Raw genomic sequence first — 17,556 nt, 5'->3', positions numbered from 1 at the left:
GGAGCAGCATATGAAGGAAACCCGCAAAGTTTGGCGAACGGAAAAAGCCGGTTCGATCAGTAACCTGCAATTGCGGGAAGAACAACTGACGTCGCTCGCGGATGAACATATCCGTATCCAGGTCCGTTCCGTCGGCCTCAATTTTGCCGATATCTTCGCGCTCACGGGCCTCTACTCCGCAACGCCGCAGGGCAGCTTTATTCCCGGACTGGAATTTTCCGGTATTGTGACCCAGCTCGGCAAACGTATGCCGACGAACTTTCAGGTGGGGGATCGCGTCTATGGCTGCACCCGTTTTGGCGGTTATGCCACTACAGTGGATGTGCCACCGGCACATTGCCGAAAACTTCCTGAACAATGGCGTTTTGCCGAAGGCGCCGCCTTCCCCGCACAGAGCCTGACAGCGTACTACGCGCTCACCACCCTGGGTGCAATAAAGCCGGGGCAACTTGTACTGATTCAGAGCGCCGCAGGTGGTGTCGGTTTGCAGGCCATGCGGATGGCATCGCAAATGGGGGCAGTGCCGGTTGGTACCGTCAGCTCCGAGCGCAAGCGCCAGTTTCTTACCGACCAGGGGTTTGATGAAGTGATTGTCCGCGGAAAGAATTTTGCGGAACAGTTGCACGCCCAGTTAAACGACCGGCCACTACATCTGGTACTCGATGGCATTGGCGGCGAGATTCAAAAGCGCTCTTTTTCTGCGCTTGCTCCCACAGGTCGGCTGGTCGTTTTCGGTGCGGCGGAATTTACCCCCGGTGACAAACCGAACTGGCTCAAGGCGGCGTGGCTGTATTTAAAACGGCCGCGTTATGATGTGATGGATATGATCAGCAGCAATAAATCCCTGCTGGCATTCAACCTGATCTGGTTATGGCAGGAGCAGGCGTTGTTTGAAGAATTATTGGATGGCTGCGCTGCGTTGGCGTTACCCGCCCCCCATATCGACAGCGAATTTCCATTTGAGCAGGCGCATAAGGCCATTGAACTGCTGCGCAGTGGTCGCTCTATTGGCAAGGTGGTGCTCAACATCGAGGATTGAGTGTGCTGTCACCGTCGGCTGTTCTTGTTCTGTCATAAAACCACGATAGGCTGGCGGGCCAGATTCCAGAACAGGGCGCCGCCAGTATGACCAACCTCAATCGTCGCAACTTTTTAAAGGCGGCACTTGCCAGCACCGGCAGTATTGCCGTTTCTACTCCTCTGCAGGCCATGACCCGCCCGCAATTGCCGTCGGAGGTTGCGTTCGAATACGGCGTCGCCAGTGGCGATCCGCTGCAGGATGCCGTCATCCTGTGGACCCGTGCCACACCTGTGGACGCCAACCCCGCCGGGCCGGTGAATGTTACCTGGGAGCTGGCCGAAGACGGGAAGTTTGAAAAGATCGTGCGGCGCGGCAGTGTGGCAACCGATCTCGCACGGGACTACACCGCCAAAATTGATGTGCGTGGGCTGCAACCAGATACGCGCTATTACTACCGGTTTGCCGGCGCCAGTACGCTGAGCCCTGTCGGTCGTACTAAAACGCTGCCCGAAAAAGGCGTAGAACAAGTACAGCTCGCTATTTTCTCCTGCTCTAATTACCCGGCCGGATACTTCAATGCCTATCAGCTTGCGGCGCAAGCAGGGGATTGGGACGCGGTGCTGCATTTGGGCGATTACATCTACGAATACGGTGCCGGCGGATACGCCACGGAAACCTCTGCTCAGATCGGGCGCGCGCTGCCGGAAGATAACAGCGGCGAGATCCTGACACTCACCGACTACCGCAAACGCTACGCGCTCTATCGTACCGATGCTGGCTTGCAGGCGCTGCACGCCGCCGCCCCGTTTATTGCGGTGTGGGACGACCACGAAATTACCAACGACACCTGGACAGACGGTGCGGAAAATCACAGTGCCGATGAAGGGGATTTCTATTCTCGTCGGGCGGCTGCCGTGCAGGCGTATTACGAATGGCTGCCAATACGCCCACCTATGGGAGAGACCAATCCACAGATTTACCGCAGCTTCCAGTTTGGTGATCTGTTGGATCTGCATATGCTGGATACCCGGGTAATCGGCCGTGATCAGCAACTGCAGTTTGCCAATTATATGGACAAGGAAGGGAATTTCGATACGCGGGCATTCAGCCTGGACGTGGCGAGCCCGAGCCGTACTCTGCTGGGAGAAGACCAGCGCAAATGGTTGCGGAAGACGCTGGCCAAGTCCAAGGGGCATTGGCAGGTGCTCGGCCAGCAGGTATTGATGGGGCGTATGCATTTGCCGGTGGAGCTGATGACCAGTTTCTACCAGGGCGGTGACAACAAACTGACTGCGGAGCTTATTGGTCTGAAAGCGGCGAGCCTGCGCGGCGAACAACTCACCGAACAGCAGCAACAGCGGCTGCAGAACGCGGTACCTTACAATCTCGACGCCTGGGACGGTTACGCGGTGGAGCGGGAAACCCTGTATCAGCAAGTGCGCGAGCAGGGTAAAAATCTGGTGGTGGTAGCGGGTGATACCCACAACGCCTGGTTTAACCACCTGAAAGACAATGATGGCCGAATGGTGGGCCTCGAGTTCGGGACCCCCAGCGTGACCTCACCGGGGATGGAAAGCTACCTGAAACTGGATCACCAGTCTGCAATGGAGCTGGCGCGCGGCATGTCTGCACTGGTAGACGACCTGCAGTACTGTAACCTGCATCAGCGCGGGTTTATGGCGCTGACTTTCCGGCGCGATGGTATCGAGGCGGAGTGGAAATATATCGACAATATCGACAGCACGGAGTTTGCCGAAGTAGATAGTCACCGGGAGACACACCAACTGGTGTAGTTCCTCAATCGGCAATTTATTCTGTCGCAAACGAAAAAAGCCAGCACCGGGGTGCTGGCTTTTTTTGTGGTCTGGCGTTTGGACTCCGCCAGACAGGGAATCAGAATGCGCCGAAACGCTTGTTGAATTCCACACTGATCATACGCGGTGCACCCTCGATGTAGGTGGGGAAGCCGAAGGCGCCGCCGGTATTGCCCGCATCCATGATGTACTCCTCGTCCAGCAGATTGCTGGCCGCCAGGGTAAGCGCCCAGTTGTGATCACTGGCGGCAATGCCCGCGCGCAGGCTCAGCAGGTCCACCGCATCTTCTTCGTACTGATTGGCGATATCGAAGTACACGGAAGAGCGATAGCTCCAGTTGCCGCTGCTGGTAAAAATCAGTGCACCGTTGATCGGTGTTTCATACACGTAACCCAGTGCGGCTGTCAGCTCCGGCTGCAGGCGGAACTGGTTGCCGGCATAGCTGCCGTTGCCGGAATCGTCGTCAATGCCCGCATCAATCCAGGCGGCATTGGCCAGAACCTGCAGCTGGTCTGTGGGATACCAGCGCAGTTCCGCTTCCAGACCGGTGTTGGTCGCCGAGCCCGCATTTTCCGTGCGGCTCTGGCCGCTTTCCTGATCCACCACGTTGACCTGGAAGTTTTCGTAATTCTGGTAGAAAGCCGCCAGGGTGTAATCCAGTGGTGTATCGCCCAGGCGCCCCTTGATACCCAGCTCGTAGTTGTCGATTTCCTCTGAAGGCAGAATGCTTTCACTGCCGGAGGACATATCCACAATTTCAGAGCGCTCGCCGCGGGATACAGTAGCGTAAACATTCATGTTGTCGCTGACGCTGTAGAGCAGGTTGAAGCGCGGCAGCACGGCGGAGTTGTCGGTATCCCCCTGAATGAGGACGCCGCCGGTGTTGGGCAGCAGGCCGAAGAAAAGGTCGCTGTTGATACCCAGGGCTGCGAGCAGCATGGAATTGGGCAGGGTACTGACATAGCCGGACTCGCGTTCTTCCTGCACCAGGCGTACGCCGGCGGTGGCCTCGAGACGCGGGCTTATCTGATAGGCGACGTCCGCGAACAGGTTGAGGTTGCTGTTGTCGGCGGTATTGGTGAATTCGCTTTCATACAGCAGCTCAGACACTGCGCCACCAGTGAGCAGGGCGGTGGTATCGGCGTTACACCCGGCAATGCCCGCCGCGGCGAGACCGCCGGAGCAGCTCAGGAATGTACCTTCGTCGCTGGCGTAACCCACCGACTGCTGCGCGCTCTCTGCGAAATAGCTGGCGCCGACAAAACCATTGACCTTTTCACCGCTGAAATTCAGGCGCAGTTCGTGGCTGGCCTGGTCACCGCTGGCGTCTTCGGAGAAGTTCAGCATCTCAAACTCGGTGCCGTCAGCATCGAAGGCTTCCAGAGAGTCGTAGTCGCGCTGCGCGCCGATATAGGTGAGCGCGAGATGATCGTTCAGATCCCAGCTAACCGTCGCATTGAAATCACTTACGGTGCGGTCCACACCCACGTCGTTCATGCCCAGTACGTTATTGTCCGGAACACTGAGTGCCGCGTTGTCGGTGAACAGCAGCTCGCGGCTGACAAACGCCGTGCCGGGATCTGTGGCTTTATCTTGGTTGTACACCAGGTCAATGGTCAGATCATCGTTGGGGGTGATGCGCAGGCTCGGGCGAAATGCCTGGCGTTCGTACCCGTTCAGATCTGCCTCGTCGCTGGCATTTTCCACGTACCCGGCGCGTTCGCGGCTGGTAAAGGCTACGCGTCCCTGCACAGTGTCATTACCACCGGTCACCATACCCTCGACCTTTTGCATATCGAAGTTGCCCGCTGCCACCGTCAGGGACGAGGCAAATTCCTGTTGGGGTTTTGCGGTGATAAAGCTCATCGCGCCGATGGAGGCCGCGGTGCCAAACAGGGTAGCCTGGGGTCCCTTCACCACCTCGATACGCTCTAGGTCGTACACTTCGAAATAGGAGGCGCGGGAGCGCGAAACATCGGTGCCGTTCAGATAGACCGAAACCCGCGCGGCACCCGGCGCGCTGCCGTCGTCCGAGGTGAGACCGCGGATCACATAGCCGTTGTTGTTGACGCTCTGCTGCTGCACCACCAGGCCGGGCACCATATCCGACAGGGTGTCGAAACGATCAATACCCAGCGCTTCCAGGGTATCGCCATCCAGGCTGCTGATGGTTACCGGCACGTCCACAATGGACTGTGCACGTTTTTGCGCGGTAACGATCACTTCCTCGATGTCTTCCGGCGCGGTCTGCGCCACTGCAGGCGCGGCGGAGGCCGCGATCAGGGTAGCGAGGATGGAAACGGGAAATTTCCCCCGGAAAAGATGATTCATGGTAACTCCAGCGTTTATGGTCTGTGCAAAAAGCCGGATGTTAGAGAGCAAATGCGTCGAGGCTGTGACCGAACTATGACATTCGTTCGCAATAGTCTTGTGTCGGACGATAGTTGGCTGGCGTTATTTTGATCGCCGCGCCCATGGCGACGACCCCGTTGGGCTGGTGAGAGATATCCAGCAGATATTCACAGGTCTACCCCGGGAAACTGTGGGGAACTTCATTGTGGATAACCGTGTGCACAGACAGGGATATATTCACATCGCCTTTAAATAGCCTGTACCACCCAGCTGATTGACCTGGCGATTGATTGCGTGTGCCCGCCCCCGGACATACTCGGAAGGGTACCGCGCCGACATGCGCCTGGGGTTGGGCAGCACCGCCGCCAAAAGTCCCGATTGCCAGCGGTTTAACGACTGCGCCGGGACACCGAAATGATTGCGCGCGGCGGCCTCGGCACCATAAATACCCTCGCCAAACTCGGCGATATTAAGATATGCCTCCAGAATTCTTTCCTTGGGCCAAAGCAGCTCCATCAGTAGAGTGAACCAGGCCTCAAGCCCTTTGCGGACATAGCTGCGCCCATTCCACAAAAACAGGTTTTTCGCCGTCTGCTGGGTAATGGTGCTGGCTCCGCGAATGCGCTTGCGGTTTTCGTTGAGGGCTTTTTGCAGAGAGGAAAAATCAAAGCCGTGATGGTGTGAAAATTTCTGGTCTTCGGCGGCGATAACCGCCATCTGCAGGTTTGGCGAAATTCTGCTCAGGGGCTGCCAGGTCTGTACCGCTTTGCGATCGCTTTCGCGTTGCCACTGCTGGATTACCATGGAAGAGGGCGGATTTACCCAGCGGAGAGTGAGTACCAATACTGTGGTAATGGCAATGAAGCTCAGGCCGAGCCAGAGGCCCACCTTGGCGGTTCGCTGTAGTAGTTTGTTGGGGCGGGCCATGGGTTTTCGGGTTGGGGATTTGGTTGTTGAGAGGCAATATCTTGTGAAGAGTTCCCGTGCGGAGTTGCGCCCGGGAGGATCAGCCCCCTGCGGTCGCTGGTCTCAGACGCTTCGCGCCTGCAGCTCGAACCTGGGAATTGGGCAAATCCACTGGCGCGGGCCACATACAAAAAAGGCCACCCACATGGGTAGCCTTTTTATATATGGCCCGCCCCAGAGGATTCGAACCTCTGACCTTCGCCTCCGGAGGGCGACGCTCTATCCAGCTGAGCTAGGGGCGGAAAACGCGCCACTGGCGAGGCCAGTGGGACGCGGATTATACAGAAGCCCCCCTACGGGGCAAAGTGTGGATTCGGGTTTTGGGGGGTTACTGCCACTGGTACACCAACTTCAGCCAGACATATTCCCCTTCGGTGGTATTGCGGGTATCTGTCTGTGGCAGCCAGCTGAGTTCCAGCAGGAGATTATCTTTGCCCATGGGCAGCATATAACCGACCACTGGGCCAATGCCGGAAGAGCGCATCTTGAACTCGTCGACGAAGCGCCCGGGATTGCGGTCCGGGCTAAATTGCTGGCTCCAGAATCCATTCAGTCCCAGGGTGACGAAGCCCGCCCCAGCTTTGATCATCTGTTGGATGCTGGCGTCCAGGTGGAAGGTGCGGCCGCTGCGGTAATCGGTGTCCGAGTTCTCGTCATTGAACATCACACCGGTAAACACCGAGGCATTAAAGCCGGCCGGTTGATTGCTGTAGGCGAGGCCGACAACCGGGTTTACCGCCCAGTAGTTGAGCCCTTCATTGGCCAGGCGACCAACCTCGTAGTCACCGGTGGGGGCGTGTACGGCAAACATGAAGTTGTATTGCCAGCAGTCTTCCTGCCAGGCCATCAGGGCCGGGATCAGGGTGGTGTCACCGAGGCCGGACACCGAATCCCGCCGACTGATATTGGCGATATTGCTTTCAATGGTGCCTGTTACGGTCACGTCTACCCAGGAGGGGAAGGCCCCCACAGTGTATTTTGCGCCGAGGACGTCTTTCTCAAAGGTGTACAGCAGTCCTGGTGCCACCGCATCTATTTTCACATCGATCCCAGCGGCGACCAGGCCCGCTATCGGGGTGTCTGCGGAAGCACTGAAGTCGCCGCTATAGTGCATGTACTGGGGCTTGAACACCCAGCCGGTTTGAACTGGCGCGCGATCGATCAGTGTCGCCATCGTGCCGGGTACGTAGTATCCGATACCGCCCTCCGTGGCGCTTGAGCGGATCGGCAATAATAGCGAGCTGACCGCAAAGCACAGCGTAAACGCGATATAGAGCTGCGAGTTTTGAGAAGGGGGCCTGCGGATCATGGAAGGTACCTGTGCCGTTCCTTTGACTATTCCGTAATCGTTCGAAGTCAGTCTAGTTTCCCTTCACAATATGCGTTGAATATTACCCGCTGAGTCGTGGATTTGGGGCCTTGTGCACCACAAGTGGACCGCATTCGGTGTCGAGGCCTTCGCAGGGGGCGGCGCTATGCTTATAATGCGCCGCTGTTTGGTAGAGGTTTGTGGCGAATTCGCCGGAATCTACAGGCCGGCTTGGGCCTTTAGGGGGAATGGATGAAAGGTGTAGTAAGTTTTATCGCGGCGCTGGCCGTAGCGGCGGGTGCGGCGATGGCTGTGGCCCAGTCGGTGGACGAAGAGATTGCGGAGCGCATCGCGCCGGCGGGTCAGATCTGTATGAAGGGCGACGAGTGTGCGGCGGCAGCGCCGGCGGCCAGCGCCTCTTCCGGTGGTGCACGCAGCGGTAGCGATGTGTACGGTGCGCACTGCGCAGCCTGTCACGCGACTGGTGCGGCTGGCGCGCCGAAGATGGGTGATGCTGGTGCCTGGGGCCCGCGCGTAGCCAAGGGTATCGACACCCTCTACACCCACGCCATCAGCGGTTTCAACGCGATGCCGGCAAAAGGTCTGTGTATGACCTGTTCCGACGATGAAGTGAAGGCCGCCGTTGACCATATGGTGGAAGGCAGCAAGTAAGCGACTGCTTACGCGGTAATAAAAAAGCCGCTCATTGAGCGGCTTTTTTGTGTCTGGATGCGGGGCCGAATCTGGTATGGGTGGGCCCCGGAGTGGTTTGCCGTCGGGCCTTAATCAAACATGCTGAGCAACGACCCCAGTGTCTCCTCTCCCTTCGCCTGATTCTGTTCCGGCGAGGCCTTGCCGAATCCTTCAAAAATACAATCTTCCTCCGGCAGTTCTTCAAGAAAACGGCTGGGAGTGGTGTCCTGGTTTTCGCCGAACATCTTGCGCTTGCCGGCCAGGGTCATGGTTAGGGTGCGCTGGGCGCGGGTGATGCCTACATAGGTGAGGCGGCGCTCTTCCTGGATGTTGTCGTCTTCAATGCTGTTGCGGTGGGGCAGCAGGTTTTCTTCCATGCCGATCATGAATACGTGGGGGTACTCGAGACCCTTGGACGCGTGCAGGGTCATCAGGCTGACCTTGTCGGTGGCCTCTTCCTCTTCCTGGCGGTCGAGCATGTCGCGCAGGATCAGTTTGGAGATGGCCTGCTCCAGGCGCACATCCTGCTCCAGTTCGTCGTCGGTGCCTTCCATGGTTTTCATCAGGCTATCCAGCAGCCAGTAGACGTTCTCCATACGTTTCTCGGCGACCTTTTCGCTACTGGCGTTTTGCGACAGCCAGCCGGGGTAGTCGATATCGTCGAGCATTTCCCGCAGGGCGCTTTCCGGGCTGTTGTCCCGGCAGTTGCGGGCCACGCCTTCGAGCCAGTGGGCGAAACGGTTGAGGCGTTCGTAGCCGGCCTCGGTGATGTGCTCCTTGAAGCCGATCTCGGTACAGGCGCTGAGCATCGATACCTCGCGGCCCTTGGCGTAGTTGCCCAGGGCTTCCAGTGTGCTGGTGCCGATCTGGCGGCGCGGGGTGTTGATGATGCGCAGGAAGGCGTTGTCGTCGTCCGGGTTTACCAGCAGGCGCAGGTAGGCCATCACGTCCTTGATTTCCGCGCGCGCGAAGAAACTGGTGCCGCCTGACATCTGGTAGGGAATCTGGTTTTCCTGCAGCTTCATTTCGATAAGGCGCGCCTGGTGGTTGCCCCGGTAGAGCACGGCGAAGTCCATGAAATTGCATCCGCGGCGGGATTTCTGCAGGAAGATCTCGTTGGCGACCCGCTCGGCTTCCTCATTCTCGTTGGCCACCTTGAGAATACGGATCTCGTCGCCGAGGCCCTTGTCAGACCACAGGGCCTTGTCGAATTCGTGCGGGTTGTGGGCGATCAGGTGGTTGGCCACCTTGAGGATGCGGCTGGTGGAGCGGTAGTTCTGCTCCAGTTTGATCAGGCGCAGGTTGGGGTAGTCCTGCTTCAGCTGGCTCATGTTTTCCGGGCGCGCGCCGCGCCAGGCATAGATGGACTGGTCGTCGTCGCCCACCACGGTGAGGCCGCCGCGGCTGCCCACCAGCATTTTGACCATCAGGTACTGGGAGCTGTTGGTGTCCTGGTACTCGTCCACCAGCAGGTAGCGGATCTTGCGCTGCCAGCGGTGCAGCAGCTCCGGGTCGCTGTCGAACAGCTGCACCGGGATCATGATCAGGTCGTCGAAGTCGACGGAGTTGTAGGCTTTTAGGGCGTCGCAGTAGCGGCCGTAGGCCACCGCCATGGCCTGCTCGCCGGGGCTCTGGGCGCTTTCCAGCGCCTGCTTTGGCGCCAGCATGTCGTTTTTCCAGTTGGAAATCTGGTTCTGCACCCGGTCCAGCAGGTCGGTGTCCAGGTCGCCATCGCGCAGCATCAGTTCCTTGATCAGGCTGCGCGCGTCTTCCGAGTCGAAAATCGAGAAGCCGGGTTTGAAGCCGGCGGCGCGGTATTCCTTGCGCAGGATATTCAGCCCCAGGTTGTGAAACGTGGACACGGTGAGGCCGTGGGAGGCTTTGGATTTCTTGCCATCGGGGCCGGTAATCAGCTTGCCCACTCGCTCCTTCATCTCGCGCGCGGCCTTGTTGGTAAACGTCAGGGCGGCGATATTTCGCGCCTGATAGCCGCATTTCTCTACCAAATAGGCGATTTTACGTGTGATTACGCTGGTCTTGCCGGAGCCGGCGCCGGCCAGCACCAGGCAGGGGCCGTCGATGTATTTGACTGCTTCCGCCTGGCGCGGATTGAGTTTGGTCATGGGGTACAGCTGTAGTGGAGAAGTCGGAGACTGACACAAGGGGGGAGATTCTATCAGTCGCGTCGCGGGTTGGCTGCGTCTGTCGATTGGATTTATATTGACCAGCGCGACGACGAGAATCCTCCCGTACAGAGGAGGCAATATAAGAACAATCGATAACGCAGGTCCGCATCATGAAGACCAACACACCGCTCAGCCTGGTGGATCAATCCCGCAGTGAGAGTGCCTTCGGGCGCCTGATGCATTTCTGGCGCAAGACTCTCGGCCTTTCCCAGGAGCAGTTGTCGGAAGATCTCGGCGTCTCCACCCGCCATATCAGTTTCCTGGAGACCGGGCGCTCCCAGCCATCGCGGCTGGTGGCGGGGGCATTGGCGGATTGTTTTGGCCTCAGTGCCCGCGATCGTGCCTATCTGCTCACCGCAGCGGGCTTCTCTGCCGACCAGTCGGTGTTCGAGACACCGGAACTGGCGGTGTGGATGAACAAGTCCCTGCAGAATGCGATGGCCCGCGCGGAGCCGGAGCCCGCGTTTGCACTGGATAACTTCGGCCGCGTGGTCTCGGTGAATCGGGCCTGGCTGGCATTTTTCCTGCCTCGGGTGGACCCGGCGCTGCTGGAAGACCCGAATATGTACGAACTGGTGATGAACCCCACCGGCCTGCGCTCGCATTTACACAACGGTATGGCGCTGTCCTGCGGCCTGGCCCTGTACCTGACCATGGAGACCCTGCAGAGCGACAACCCCAACGGCTGGGCCATGCTGGAGCGACTGCAGGCCGCCGGCGCGCTGCCGGAGAATTGGCAGCAGCTGGGGCGGCGCCTGATTCACACCAGCGACTACCCGCTGGCACTGAATACGGACCAGGGTGTGGTCAATCTCACCGTGTACAACGATACCCTGTCGTCCACCTCGCAGCTGGTGCAGCCGCGCCTGCTGATCGGGCGCATTTACCGGGATGATGGTGAGCGGGTGGTGAGCGATGAGGAGCTGGCGGTGGTGCCGGAAGACCATCCGCTTCTGTATCGCCAACTGCTGAGTGCGCAGGGCGTGGGTCAGAGTATTACCTGACAAATAATGGTGGCCCAGTCTGGCCCCACCTAAGCTCGAAGGCGTCAAAACGATAACGAGCGCAAGGCGATGGACCAGACCAATTCCCCGGGCAGCCGCCTGGAATCTTCACCCCGCAAACCCAGCGGCTGGCGCTGGGGGCTCTTTACCTTGCGTGTGCCGTTCCTGCACCTGAAATTCGTGCCCTCCCAGTTTGTGCAGGGACTGGTGGTGGCCAGTGGCACCAGCCTGATCATGGCGCCGGTGATGATGGGGTTCTTCGGGTTGTCCTTCGAAGAGTCCCTGGCGCTGTTGTTGCTGGCAAACACCGTGCTGTGCGCCTCGTTTCTGTTGTTTGGCGAGCCGTTTGCGCCGGGTATGCTGACCCCCGCTTTCCCGCTGGTGCTCACGTTTATTGTCAGCGGTTATCCCGAAGGGCCTGAGCGCTTTCAGGTGATGACTGCACTGTCACTGACGTTCGCTGCCATCGCGCTATTTTTCAGCCTGTCAGGGCTGTCGCGGCGGATGATGGGCGCGCTGCCGCAGGCGTTGAAAGCGGGCATCATTTTCGGCGCCGCCATTTCGGCGCTGGACCGGGTGTTTGTCAAAGACATCGCCCTGTTCGAGAGCCACCCGTACAGCGCCATTTCCGCACTGCTGGTGGCTCTGCTGTTTACCTTCTCCGCGCCCATGCAGGCGCTGCGGGCCAAGTCCAAATGGCTCGACAGCCTTTCCAGCCTGGGGCTGTTGCCGGGTTTTGTGGCCGCCGCCGCGGTGGGAGTTGTGGTTGGGGAAATCCAGTTCGATATCCGCTGGGGGCTGTTCCTGCCGCCGGTGGTGGAAACCCTGGCCAAGGTCTCGCCATTCAGCATCGGCTGGCCGCCCCTGTCCATGTATCTGGAGGTGTTGCCGCTGGCATTCGTGGCGTACGTGATCCTGTTTGGCGATTTTGTCACGGGTTCGGAGATGATTCGCAGCGCGCAGGCGGCGCGGCAAGACGATCCGGTGAAGCCGGACTTCGAGCGCAGTCAGGTTGCCGTCGCTCTGCGCAATGGTGTGTCGGCACTGTTCGCGCCGCTGTTCCCTTATCAGGGCCTGCTGTGGACCGGGGTGCACGCGGTGATCATCCAGACCTGGAGTGCCGGTCGCAGCAAGATGGCAGATTTGCACAGCGGGATCGGTTCCTACTACGGTTTTGGCCTGCCACTGATTTACCTGTGCTGGCCGTGGATCAGCCTCATCAAACCGATCATGGCCATCGCCCTGATGCTTACCCTCGCACTCACCGCCTTTGCCTGCATCCTGGTGGCCGCACCGCTGGTTAAGAAGCCGCTGGAAATGGTTTGTGCCCTGGTGATCGGCTATATGCTGGCCATGTTTGATGTGTGGACCGCGCTTGCCGCTGCGGTGTTCCTGCTGATTTTCATCAATGGCAATCTGCCGCGCTGGCAGAAAAAGCCCGATGCTTCCGAGCAATCCTCACAGGTGGCCTCTGCGGGAGATTAGCTTTTACCTCCCGCGTTTATTTGTCTATAAAGGCACCTCTTTAAGGTGCCTTTTTTATGAGTGTTTCGCAGCCACCGCTTATGCTTCAACCGATCACCGGCTACCACCGCGACGAAGAAAACCACTATGTGGCGCAGCTGGCCTGCGGCCACAATCAGCATGTGCGCCACGATCCCCCCTGGCAGAATCGGCCCTGGGTGGTGACCCGCGAGGGGCGCCAGCAGATGCTCGGTCTGGAACTTCAGTGCAAGAAGTGCGATGAAGGCGCGCCGCCGGATAAACAACCGCGAGAAGCTGATTAATGCCGAAAATCTGGGTAGATGCCGACGCCTGTCCTACGGTCATCAAAGACATCCTGTTCCGCGCCGCCGAGCGCACGGAAACGGACATGACCCTGGTGGCCAACCAATATGTGCGGGTGCCACCATCAAAATTTATCCGCGCCGTGCAGGTTGCCTCCGGCTTCGATGTGGCGGATAACGAAATTGTCCGCCAGTGTGAGGCCGGCGACTTGGTAATTACCGCGGATATTCCCCTGGCATCAGAAGTGATCGACAAGGATGCCACCGCACTGAATCCGCGCGGCGAGAAATATTCCAAAGCGAATATCCGCGCGCGTCTGAATATGCGCGACTTTATGGAAACACTGCGCTCCAGCGGCGTGCACACCGGCGGTCCACCGCCGCTTGGGCAGCAGGAGCGCAAGGCGTTTGCGGATCAGTTGGATCGCTGGCTGGTGCAGGCGAGAAGAGGTGGCCGGTGAAACTCGTAGAGCCAAAAACGGAGCGGCTCCAGCTTCGCCAGTGGCAGGAGAAAGACCGTGTGCCTTTTGCGGCAATGAATGCCGATCCCGCGGTAATGGAATTTTTCCCTGCACTGTTGAGCCGTGCCGAAAGTGATGCGGGTATCGATCGCCAGATTGCCCATATCCATCAATATGGCTGGGGCTTCTGGGCGGTGGAGACGCTTGTCGATCAGCAATTTATCGGCTTCGTCGGCATCAAACAGGTTACCGACGATATGCCGTTCGCACCGGCGGTGGAAATTGGTTGGCGATTGGCTGCTCATGCCTGGGGAAAGGGATATGCCACTGAAGCGGCAAGAGCGAGCCTGCAGGTCGGGTTTGAGCAGGTGGGGCTGAAGGAAATCGTTTCATTTACCGTGCCCGGCAATTTTCGTTCGCGCGCGGTGATGGAAAAGCTGGGGATGAGCCGGGCTGAAAATTTTCTGCATCCCGGGCTGCCGCAGGGGCACCCGATGCAGGAGCACCTGCTCTATCGCCTGAAAAATCCTCAATAGCCTGTAGGTTTCAGCAACATTTTATGCGGGCGTGACCGTTTTTCGATCCAGATTGCGATACGCCAGAGCCTCCGCAATTTGCCCGGTGCCGATATTTTCCTGCCCGGATAAATCCGCCAGCGTGCGCGCGACTTTCAATACCCGGTGGTAACTGCGCGCCGACAATCCGAGTTTTTCCACCGAGGTGCGCAACAGGGCACTTTCCGCTTTGCCCAGCCGGCAGTGTTCATCCAGTTCGCCGCCCTGTAACTCGCCATTGATCTTGCCCTGTCTGTTCAACTGGATATCCCGCGCACGCCGGACGCGTTCGCGCACGGTTTCTGAACTTTCGCCGTGGGGCGCATCCTGCAGCTGGCTGGCGCTCATGCTGGCGACTTCTACCTGCATGTCGATACGGTCCAGCAGTGGGCCAGAGAGTTTGCTGCGGTAGCGGTCGATCTGGTCCGGGGTGCAGCGGCAGCGGGGTTCGCCCAGATAACCGCACGGGCATGGATTCATCGCGGCGACCAGCTGGAAATCCGCGGGGAAAGTGACCTGGGCGCGGGCGCGGGAGATGCGCACTTCGCCGTTCTCCAGAGGCTCGCGCAGTATCTCCAGTGCGGCGCGGGGGAATTCCGGCATTTCGTCCAGAAACAGTACACCGCGGTGGGCCAGGCTGATTTCACCGGGACGTGGGTTGCTGCCGCCACCCACCAGAGCCGTGGGAGAGGCGGAGTGGTGCGGAGCGCGGAAGGGTCGTTGGCGTACGCGGTCCAGGCCGGCACTCGAGTAGAGCGCGGCTACTTCGATCAGCTCATCCTCTGCCAGCGGCGGCAGTATGCCGGGCAGGCGGCTGGCCAGCATGGTCTTTCCCGTTCCGGGAGGCCCGTAAAAAAGCAAGTTGTGAGATCCCGCGGCTGCCACTTCCAGCGCGCGGCGCGCTTTCAGCTGCCCGCGCACATCCGCCAGGTCTGCACAGATCGCCGCTTTCTGTTCGGTGTCCTGCACTGCATCCGGCAGTGGTTCGCGGCCGTGCAGTTGCGCGCACACCTGCAACAGGGTGGACGCGGACTTGATGGGGGTGGCGATCAGTGCGGCTTCGCGGGCCGATTCGGTGTCGGTCACCAGGATGCGGCCGCTGTCCCGACAGGCCATAGCCGCGGGCAGGGCACCGGGGATGGTGCGCAGGCTGCCGGAGAGTGCCAGTTCGCCGATAAATTCAAACTGTTCCAGAGTCTCGCCAGGGACCTGGCCGGAGGCGGCGAGGATGCCGAGGGCGATGGCGAGGTCGTAGCGCCCGCCGGCTTTGGGCAGATCCGCCGGGGCCAGGTTGACGGTGATGCGCCGCTGAGGGAATTCAAAGTGGCTGTTGACGATGGCGCTGCGCACCCGGTCGCGGCTCTCGCGCACGGCCGCCTCAGGCAGGCCGACGATGTTGAATGCGGGCAGGCCATTGGCGAGGTGGGTTTCCACCGTCACCAGTGGCGCCTGTATGCCCAGCTGAGCGCGGGCGTAGGTTATGGATAGGCTCATTCTCTTCCTTGAAAAATGGTCTTCCGTGAACAAGGTTCGGCGGGTGTCTGTGCCGCAAAGACGGACTCGTTTCAGTCTTCGAGTCTGCTCTCCAGCGCGCGAACCTGTTCTTCCAGCTGCGCGAGCTTTTCCTCCGCTCGCGCCAATTTTGCCGCCTGAAGGTCAAACTCCCGCTGGCTCACCAGGGGGAGTTTTCCCATTGCGACCTCCAGTGCATCGCGCAGGTCACTGCTGATTACTGCCCCCTGTTGTTGCAGTTCATTTAACAACTGTTGCAATTTGTCCCGGGCCACGCGCAATTCTCCACTAAGAAACCGCTGTAAAACGAAGGGAAATAGTACCGCAGCGAGGTTTTACCACCAAGCTACGATTGCCGTGCGCTGCAATGGGTCGCGCTGCAGAATCTGCACAAAAGAAATGCCCGCTGGTGGTGCGGGTTCCATTTTGGTGCGCACTGTTTTTGCGCAAATTTTCTGACCGGCCCGTTCCCTGTGTCGGTATATCCCCCGCAAATCCACCTAAGCCGCTGATTTCAAAGCGGGTTCTCAAAGTTGGCACTAACTCTGCAAGTACCCCTGTGCGAATCGCCCTGGTAATGAAGGCAGGGGATAGGTCTTCAAGTGAAGTGCCTGGGCGAGTGCGGCGTGTGCTGTCTCCCCGGCGAAGTCAAAGTCGCAGATAAAAAAGCAGACATAAAAGCAAGACGAGCATTTCACACAGAGATCAAGGAGAACCAAACAGTGGGAATCAAATTCAATAACAAAGTTGCCGCCCTCGTATCCGGAAGCGTTTTGGCCATGGCCATCAGCAGTGCGGCAACCGCCGCCGACGGTCCGAGTTTCAGCGCAAATGTCGGCGTGGTGAGCGACTACCGTTTCCGTGGTATTTCCCAAAGCGATACTGGCCTCGCGGTACAGGGCGGTGTAGACCTGGACATGGGTAACGGCGTTTACCTGGGCACCTGGGCCTCCCAGGTGGACTTCAACTGGGGCGCTGACGAGACTAAATATGAGCAGGATTTCTATGGCGGCTACGCCGGTGAAACTGCCGGCGGTGTCAGCTACGACGTTGGTTACATCTACTACGCCTACCACGGCAGCGACTGGGACGAAGATTACCAGGAAGTGTACGGCAGCCTCGGCTTTGGCGATGCGTCGGTAGGCTTTGCCTATTCCGATGACTATTGGGCCTCAACCGGTGCCTTTTACTACCTGAGCGCCGGTTATTCCTTCAGCCTGGCCAATGATATTGCCCTGGACCTGGGCGCTGGCCTGAACCTGTTTGCAGAAGACGACATGTTTTTTGCGGATACCGATAGCTACATCGATTACACGGTGTCTGTGAGTAAGGAATTCGGTGGCCTGGGTCTCTCGGCTTCCCTGATCGGTACCGATCTGAGCGAGAGCGAGTGTTGGGCTACCGATTGGTGTGAGCCGACGGTTGTCGCCGGTGCATCTTACAGCTGGTAATAACCAAAACGACATGAGCCTGCTCTTTGAGCGGGCTCTCATCATAGGGGGAGACCATGAAACTGGTAACCGCAATCATTAAACCTTTCAAGCTCGACGCAGTGCGCGATGCATTGGCAGAGGCCGGTGTGAGTGGCATTACCGTGAGTGAAGTCAAAGGTTTTGGGCGGCAGAAAGGGCATACCGAACTCTATCGCGGAGCCGAGTATGTGGTGGATTTTCTGCCCAAAACCATGTTGCAGATCGCCGTGGAAGACAGCCAGGTAGACGCTGTGCTGGAAGCCATCGGTACTGCGGCGCAAAGCGGCAAGATCGGCGACGGCAAGATTTTTGTTGCAAACCTTGAGCAGGCAATCCGTATTCGCACCGGGGAAACCGGCGCGGAAGCGATCTAATTAGTAGAACAGATTGCCAGAACGATTCTTTGATCAATAGACAATAACTA

The 17,556-nt window shown here is 58.8% G+C and carries 16 protein-coding genes and 1 tRNA gene; 10 read left to right on the top strand and 7 right to left on the bottom strand.

All coding sequences use genetic code 11. The features are described 5' to 3' along the window. Window positions 1-10 precede the first annotated feature (10 nt). Both Q1A74_RS14720 and Q1A74_RS14715 read left to right on the top strand, forming a co-directional pair. The gene (locus tag Q1A74_RS14720; RefSeq protein ID WP_299597804.1) at window positions 11-1,039 is read left to right on the top strand and encodes a zinc-binding dehydrogenase; all 1,029 of its coding nucleotides are present in this window, start codon (window positions 11-13) and stop codon (window positions 1,037-1,039) included. 86 nt (window positions 1,040-1,125) lie between these two features. After that, window positions 1,126-2,814 carry an alkaline phosphatase D family protein gene (locus tag Q1A74_RS14715; RefSeq protein ID WP_299597801.1) on the top strand — a complete coding sequence of 563 codons (1,689 nt, stop codon included), beginning with the start codon at window positions 1,126-1,128 and terminating at the stop codon, window positions 2,812-2,814. 100 nt (window positions 2,815-2,914) lie between these two features. On the opposite strand, the gene Q1A74_RS14710 is transcribed toward Q1A74_RS14715, so the two are convergent. From Q1A74_RS14710 to Q1A74_RS14695, 4 genes are all read right to left on the bottom strand, one after another. Next, complete coding sequence (locus tag Q1A74_RS14710) at window positions 2,915-5,167, bottom strand: TonB-dependent receptor (RefSeq protein ID WP_299597798.1); 2,253 nt, start codon at window positions 5,165-5,167, stop codon at window positions 2,915-2,917. A 258-nt stretch (window positions 5,168-5,425) separates the two neighbouring features. Beyond that, entirely contained in the window at window positions 5,426-6,115 is a 690-nt protein-coding gene (gene mtgA / locus Q1A74_RS14705; RefSeq protein WP_299597795.1) for a monofunctional biosynthetic peptidoglycan transglycosylase, read from the bottom strand. 204 nt (window positions 6,116-6,319) lie between these two features. Next, window positions 6,320-6,396: transfer RNA gene (locus Q1A74_RS14700), tRNA-Arg, on the bottom strand. Between the two features lie 86 nt (window positions 6,397-6,482). After that, the gene (locus Q1A74_RS14695; protein WP_299597792.1) at window positions 6,483-7,463 is read right to left on the bottom strand and encodes a transporter; all 981 of its coding nucleotides are present in this window, start codon (window positions 7,461-7,463) and stop codon (window positions 6,483-6,485) included. A gap of 252 nt (window positions 7,464-7,715) precedes the next feature. On the opposite strand from Q1A74_RS14695, the gene Q1A74_RS14690 reads away from it, so the two are divergent. Continuing rightward, entirely contained in the window at window positions 7,716-8,135 is a 420-nt protein-coding gene (locus Q1A74_RS14690) for a c-type cytochrome (RefSeq protein ID WP_299597789.1), read from the top strand. A 110-nt stretch (window positions 8,136-8,245) separates the two neighbouring features. On the opposite strand, the gene rep is transcribed toward Q1A74_RS14690, so the two are convergent. Continuing rightward, the gene (gene rep / locus Q1A74_RS14685) at window positions 8,246-10,279 is read right to left on the bottom strand and encodes a DNA helicase Rep (RefSeq protein WP_299597786.1); all 2,034 of its coding nucleotides are present in this window, start codon (window positions 10,277-10,279) and stop codon (window positions 8,246-8,248) included. A gap of 173 nt (window positions 10,280-10,452) precedes the next feature. Between rep and Q1A74_RS14680 the strand changes: the two genes are divergently transcribed. From Q1A74_RS14680 to Q1A74_RS14660, 5 genes are all read left to right on the top strand, one after another. Continuing rightward, on the top strand, window positions 10,453-11,346 hold the full coding sequence (locus tag Q1A74_RS14680; RefSeq protein WP_299597783.1) for a helix-turn-helix domain-containing protein: 894 nt from the start codon (window positions 10,453-10,455) through the stop codon (window positions 11,344-11,346). 69 nt (window positions 11,347-11,415) lie between these two features. Continuing rightward, window positions 11,416-12,831, top strand: coding sequence for a hypothetical protein (locus Q1A74_RS14675; RefSeq protein WP_299597780.1), 1,416 nt, complete (start codon window positions 11,416-11,418; stop codon window positions 12,829-12,831). A gap of 56 nt (window positions 12,832-12,887) precedes the next feature. Next, entirely contained in the window at window positions 12,888-13,133 is a 246-nt protein-coding gene (locus Q1A74_RS14670; protein WP_299597777.1) for a DUF3565 domain-containing protein, read from the top strand. Beyond that, window positions 13,133-13,594 carry a YaiI/YqxD family protein gene (locus Q1A74_RS14665; protein ID WP_299597774.1) on the top strand — a complete coding sequence of 154 codons (462 nt, stop codon included), beginning with the start codon at window positions 13,133-13,135 and terminating at the stop codon, window positions 13,592-13,594. The genes Q1A74_RS14670 and Q1A74_RS14665 overlap by 1 nt, the downstream gene beginning before the upstream one ends. After that, window positions 13,591-14,130, top strand: a complete 540-nt coding sequence (locus tag Q1A74_RS14660) for a GNAT family N-acetyltransferase (protein ID WP_299597772.1) — start codon at window positions 13,591-13,593, stop codon at window positions 14,128-14,130. Before Q1A74_RS14665 ends, Q1A74_RS14660 begins: the two co-directional genes overlap by 4 nt. Before the next feature lie 21 nt (window positions 14,131-14,151). Here Q1A74_RS14660 and Q1A74_RS14655 read toward each other — a convergent pair whose 3' ends face one another. Together Q1A74_RS14655 and Q1A74_RS14650 are read right to left on the bottom strand one after the other, a co-directional pair. Continuing rightward, window positions 14,152-15,642 carry a YifB family Mg chelatase-like AAA ATPase gene (locus tag Q1A74_RS14655; RefSeq protein WP_299597769.1) on the bottom strand — a complete coding sequence of 497 codons (1,491 nt, stop codon included), beginning with the start codon at window positions 15,640-15,642 and terminating at the stop codon, window positions 14,152-14,154. A 71-nt stretch (window positions 15,643-15,713) separates the two neighbouring features. Next, window positions 15,714-15,935, bottom strand: coding sequence for an accessory factor UbiK family protein (locus Q1A74_RS14650; protein WP_299597766.1), 222 nt, complete (start codon window positions 15,933-15,935; stop codon window positions 15,714-15,716). 447 nt (window positions 15,936-16,382) lie between these two features. On the opposite strand from Q1A74_RS14650, the gene Q1A74_RS14645 reads away from it, so the two are divergent. Together Q1A74_RS14645 and Q1A74_RS14640 are read left to right on the top strand one after the other, a co-directional pair. Then, window positions 16,383-17,111, top strand: a complete 729-nt coding sequence (locus Q1A74_RS14645; RefSeq protein ID WP_299597764.1) for a TorF family putative porin — start codon at window positions 16,383-16,385, stop codon at window positions 17,109-17,111. Between the two features lie 56 nt (window positions 17,112-17,167). Continuing rightward, window positions 17,168-17,506 (top strand): P-II family nitrogen regulator, encoded by a 339-nt coding sequence (locus tag Q1A74_RS14640; RefSeq protein ID WP_066959510.1) that lies wholly within the window; start codon window positions 17,168-17,170, stop codon window positions 17,504-17,506. Window positions 17,507-17,556: the final 50 nt, after the last annotated feature.

Source organism: uncultured Microbulbifer sp. (genome assembly GCF_947504145.1).
Classification (GTDB): domain Bacteria; phylum Pseudomonadota; class Gammaproteobacteria; order Pseudomonadales; family Cellvibrionaceae; genus Microbulbifer.
This window is presented reverse-complemented; position numbering and strand designations above follow the sequence as displayed.

Coding starts and splice junctions, on each gene's coding strand:
- Q1A74_RS14720 (WP_299597804.1), top strand. CDS start 11: ATGAAGGAAACCCGCAAAGTTTGGCGAACGGAAAAAGCCGGTTCGATC.
- Q1A74_RS14715 (WP_299597801.1), top strand. CDS start 1,126: ATGACCAACCTCAATCGTCGCAACTTTTTAAAGGCGGCACTTGCCAGC.
- Q1A74_RS14710 (WP_299597798.1), bottom strand. CDS start 5,167: ATGAATCATCTTTTCCGGGGGAAATTTCCCGTTTCCATCCTCGCTACC.
- mtgA (WP_299597795.1), bottom strand. CDS start 6,115: ATGGCCCGCCCCAACAAACTACTACAGCGAACCGCCAAGGTGGGCCTC.
- Q1A74_RS14695 (WP_299597792.1), bottom strand. CDS start 7,463: ATGATCCGCAGGCCCCCTTCTCAAAACTCGCAGCTCTATATCGCGTTT.
- Q1A74_RS14690 (WP_299597789.1), top strand. CDS start 7,716: ATGAAAGGTGTAGTAAGTTTTATCGCGGCGCTGGCCGTAGCGGCGGGT.
- rep (WP_299597786.1), bottom strand. CDS start 10,279: ATGACCAAACTCAATCCGCGCCAGGCGGAAGCAGTCAAATACATCGAC.
- Q1A74_RS14680 (WP_299597783.1), top strand. CDS start 10,453: ATGAAGACCAACACACCGCTCAGCCTGGTGGATCAATCCCGCAGTGAG.
- Q1A74_RS14675 (WP_299597780.1), top strand. CDS start 11,416: ATGGACCAGACCAATTCCCCGGGCAGCCGCCTGGAATCTTCACCCCGC.
- Q1A74_RS14670 (WP_299597777.1), top strand. CDS start 12,888: ATGAGTGTTTCGCAGCCACCGCTTATGCTTCAACCGATCACCGGCTAC.
- Q1A74_RS14665 (WP_299597774.1), top strand. CDS start 13,133: ATGCCGAAAATCTGGGTAGATGCCGACGCCTGTCCTACGGTCATCAAA.
- Q1A74_RS14655 (WP_299597769.1), bottom strand. CDS start 15,642: ATGAGCCTATCCATAACCTACGCCCGCGCTCAGCTGGGCATACAGGCG.
- Q1A74_RS14640 (WP_066959510.1), top strand. CDS start 17,168: ATGAAACTGGTAACCGCAATCATTAAACCTTTCAAGCTCGACGCAGTG.